The 4045-nt window shown below is 72.4% G+C and carries 2 protein-coding genes and 2 pseudogenes; 3 read left to right on the top strand and 1 reads right to left on the bottom strand.

Annotation, left to right across the window (positions count from 1 at the left end; translation table 11 throughout):
- Window positions 1-325, bottom strand: a pseudogene (locus RBH18_RS43310) (phosphoribosylamine--glycine ligase); the annotation flags it as partial.
- A 218-nt stretch (window positions 326-543) separates the two neighbouring features.
- Here RBH18_RS43310 and RBH18_RS43305 point away from each other — a divergent pair.
- From RBH18_RS43305 to RBH18_RS43295, 3 genes and pseudogenes are all read left to right on the top strand, one after another.
- Window positions 544-1836: an adenylosuccinate synthase gene (locus RBH18_RS43305; RefSeq protein WP_306216344.1), complete on the top strand. Its 1293-nt coding sequence runs from the start codon at window positions 544-546 to the stop codon at window positions 1834-1836.
- Window position 1837: 1 nt separating this feature from the next.
- Window positions 1838-2908 (top strand): diacylglycerol kinase family protein, encoded by a 1071-nt coding sequence (locus RBH18_RS43300; protein ID WP_306216343.1) that lies wholly within the window; start codon window positions 1838-1840, stop codon window positions 2906-2908.
- A gap of 65 nt (window positions 2909-2973) precedes the next feature.
- Window positions 2974-4045 (top strand): annotated as a pseudogene (locus RBH18_RS43295) (hypothetical protein); the annotation flags it as partial.

Here is a 4045-nt window from a genome sequence, read left to right as displayed (position 1 = left end):
CGTCCTTGGCGAAGGCCTTCGAGCCCTCGAGCCGGGCGGCGGCGGCGCTCGGGCCGAAGCAGGCGACACCCTTCGCGCGTACGGCATCGGCGACGCCCGCCACGAGCGGTGCCTCCGGGCCGATCACCACGAGGTCGGCCGCCAGCTCCACGGCCAGCGCGGCCACGGCCGCGGGGTCGGTGGCCTGGACGTCGCGCAGCTCGGCGACCGCGGCGATGCCCGGGTTGCCGGGGGCGGCGAAGAGCTGCTCCACCGAGGGGTCTGCGGCCAGGCCGACTGCGAGGGCGTGCTCACGCCCGCCGGATCCGATGAGAAGTACGCGCACCCGGCGATCCTACGGGCCGCCGCCGGAACGACCGAACTTGTCCACATTGCACCCGGTGCAGTCACGTGATCACAGCCTGTGGATAACTCGGCAACCCTGTGGATAACCGGTCCGACCTGTGGACAACCATCCGGCGATGAGCTGCGGAGTCGCGTAAACTTCGGCAGTACCCGGACCTCTCCGCGTACGCCGTGTGTCAACGGAAGGCGTCAGTCAAAGTGCCGGTGATCGTGTTGGTCGGCGCCCAGTGGGGCGACGAGGGCAAGGGCAAGGCCACGGACCTGCTGGGCGACCGGCTGGACTACGTGGTGAAGTTCAACGGCGGCAACAACGCGGGCCACACCGTGGTGATCAAGGGTGAGAAATACGCCCTCCACCTGCTTCCGAGCGGCATCCTGACGCCGGGCGTGATCCCGGTCATCGGCAACGGCGTCGTGGTGGACCTGGCCGTCCTCTTCGAGGAGATCGACGGGCTCGAGGCCCGCGGCATCGACACCTCCCGGCTGCGGATCAGCGCCAACGCCCACGTCATCGCCTCGTACAACCGCTCCCTCGACAAGGTGAACGAGCGCTTCCTCGGCGCCCGCCGGATCGGCACCACGGGCCGCGGCATCGGCCCGACCTACGCCGACAAGATGAACCGCATGGGCGTGCGCGTCCAGGACCTCTTCGACGAGTCGATCCTCCGGCAGAAGGTCGAGGCGGCCCTGTCGTTCAAGAACCAGGTCCTGTCGAAGATCTACAACCGCAGCGCCATCAAGCCGGAGGAGGTCATCAAGGACCTGCTCTCCTATGCGGAGCGGCTGCGGCCCATGGTCGCCGACACCGCGCTCGAGCTGTCCCAGGCGCTCGACGAGGGCAAGGTCGTGCTCTGCGAGGCCGGCCAGGCGACGCTGCTCGACGTCGACCACGGCACCTACCCCTTCGTGACCAGCTCCAACGCGACCGCCGGCGGCGCCTGCACCGGCTCGGGCATCCCGCCGACCCGGGTCGACCGGGTGGTGGCCGTGCTCAAGGCGTTCACCAGCCGGGTCGGCGAGGGCCCCTTCCCGACCGAGCTGCACGACGAGATCGGCGACCACCTGCGCGAGGTCGGCCACGAGTACGGCACGACCACCGGTCGCCCCCGCCGCATCGGCTGGCTCGACCTGGTCATGGGCCGCTACGCCCAGCGGATCAACGGCGTCACCGACTTCGTGCTGACCAAGCTGGACAATTACGACGACATGGACGAGATCAAGGTCTGCGTCGCGTACGAGGTCAACGGCGTCCGCCACGACGAGATGCCGGTCAGCCAGAGCGACTTCCACCACGCCGTGCCGGTCTACGAGACGCTGCCCGGCTGGAAGACCAGCATCAGCGAGTGCCGCAACTTCGACGAGCTGCCGGAGAACGCGCAGCGCTTCGTCGAGTTCGTCGAGAGCCGCGTCGGCGCGCGCATCTCGATCGTCGGCGTCGGCCCCGGCCGGGAAGAGGTCATCGAGCGCCACTCGGTGCTGAGCGAGGCCTGACATGTACGACGTCATCCTGCTGAGCCTCGCGGAGAACGGCTCGGGCGCCGGCGGCTGCGGCGGTGCCTGTGGCGCGTGCGGCGTCCCGGACAAATCGGACGACATCGCGGCCTCGGTGAACGGGTCGGGCGATGCGGGCCGTGTGGACGGCATGAGCGGCGCGAGTGGGTGTGGGCACGATCACGGCGAGGGCGGCTGTGGGTCGTGCGCGGCGCCGCGGGTGCCCGTGCTCAAGTGCGCCGAGGCGCTGACCGAGGCCGGGGCGCGGGTCGAGACCGTGGTCGCCGGGTCGGACGCCGAGATCGACGCGGTGATCGCCCGGCTCGACGCGGCCCCGCGTACGGACGGATTGTCCTGGCCCGACGCGGACAGCAAGGTGCGCCTCGTGGTCGCCACCGCGGCGGACGGGCAGCTCCGGGCGGTGATGCGGCGACTGGTCCGGCGGTATGCGCCGCCGCCCAGCAAGCGGCCCGCCGACCTGGCCGACAACCGCACGGTGCCGGACCTGCCGCCGATCGGGATCCTTCCGCTCGATCCGGGCAACAAGGAAGACCTCGCCGCGCAGCTGGGGCTGCCCCGGGAGCCGGCAGCGGTGGCCGCCGCCGTCCTCAAGGGCAGTGTTCGGCGGCTCGACCTCCTCCGCAACGACGGCGGATCGGTCACAGTGGACGGCGCGCTGGTCGGCGGCGTCGACGAGGCCGGCCGCGCGGTGCCGTGGCGGGGGCGCATCGAGGTCGACGACGCGGTCCTCTCCGACGGCACGGACGGCATCGTGGCGTGTGCGATCGGTAACGCCGGGGCCTACGCGGAGTTCGACGGCCTGCGCCTGCTCGCGGACGGCGACCCCACCGACGGCCGGGTCGAGGTCGCGGTCGCGGTGCCGAAAGTGGTCAAGCAGCGCTTCAAGAAGCCGACGGTACGCGTCGAGGTGCGCCGCGCCCGCGGACGAGCGGTCTCGGTGCTCCCGCGCGACGGCGAGCTGCAGTTCCTCGATGACGGCGTCGCCGGGACCATGGCCCGCAAGCGCTCGTGGTGGACCGAGCCCGGGGCCTGGGCAGTGTACGAGGCATGACCGTTTGTGCGAGTCTGAAGAGATAGCACGCAGGTACGACTGAGCTTGACGGGGAGGATCCATCCGTGGAGGACGAGAACGCCGACCGCGTCTACGTCCCGGGCACGAACGGCACGACACCCGACCGGGACGTCGAGCCCTTCTGGCCGCCGGAGGAGCTGGACAACACGCCGGCACCCGGGGGGCGGCCGGCGCCGCACACCCCCGCCCCGGCGTACCCGGCCCAGCCCGGGCACGGCAACGGAGGCGTCTACCGGCCGGGCGATCGCGCGGCGCAGCCCGGCCCGTCCGCCCCCTCCACCAACGGCAGCCACGCTGGTAACGGCGGTCTCGCCCGGGACAGCAGTCTTGCCGGTAACGGCAATCTCGCCAGTAACGGCAGTCTCGCCGGTAACGGCAGCCACGCGGGTGGGGCCATCCACGGCGGCGGTCCGATCCCGACCTCGGGCCCGGCGAGCAGCGGCGCTTACGGTCAGCCCGGCAGCTCGCATGGCCAGCACGGCAGCTCGCACGGCCTGCCCGGCGCCCATGGGCAGCCCGGCGGCGCCTACGGGAGCAACAGTGCCGGCAGCACGCCCTTCGGCGCTCCCGGCGCAAGCAGCAGCGTGCCGGGCGGATCGAACCCGGTCGCCCCGAACGGCACAGCAGTGCCCCGCAGCGGCCCGGCGGGCTCCAGCGGCGCGGCGGGCTCCAGCGGCGCGGCCGACCCCACCGGCCCGGCCGGCTCCAGCGGCGTGACAGGCATGGGCAGTGGCGCGACGGGCACGGGCAGTGGTGCGGCCGGTTCGGGTCATGGTGCGGTGGGTGTAGGGAACGGCTCGGCGGGAGGGAACGCCGGTGGTTCCGCGCGGGTGCCGGCGCCTGATGGCACCGGGCGGCCGTGGTCGCAGGGCGGCACCTCGCCCGAGCAGGTCAGCCCCGCTCCGCTGCCGGCGAATCACCCGACGCCTCCCTCGAGCTTGTTCCGGGGCCCGGGCACGCCGTCCGGTCCGAGCGTGACCGCCAAGAACGGCCAGGCGACGCAGCCGACCTCCGGCGGTCCGGCTACTGACTCTCCCGTGCAGCCCATCTCTGGTAGCCCGGACTCGGGCGGGTCGGTGCGGCCGACGTCCGCCAGCCCGGCCTCCGGGGCTCCTG

The sequence above is a fragment of the Actinoplanes oryzae genome, from assembly GCF_030757795.1.
GTDB lineage: Bacteria > Actinomycetota > Actinomycetes > Mycobacteriales > Micromonosporaceae > Actinoplanes.
The sequence above is the reverse complement of the archived record's forward strand: the minus strand, read 5'-3'. Positions and strand labels throughout refer to the sequence as shown.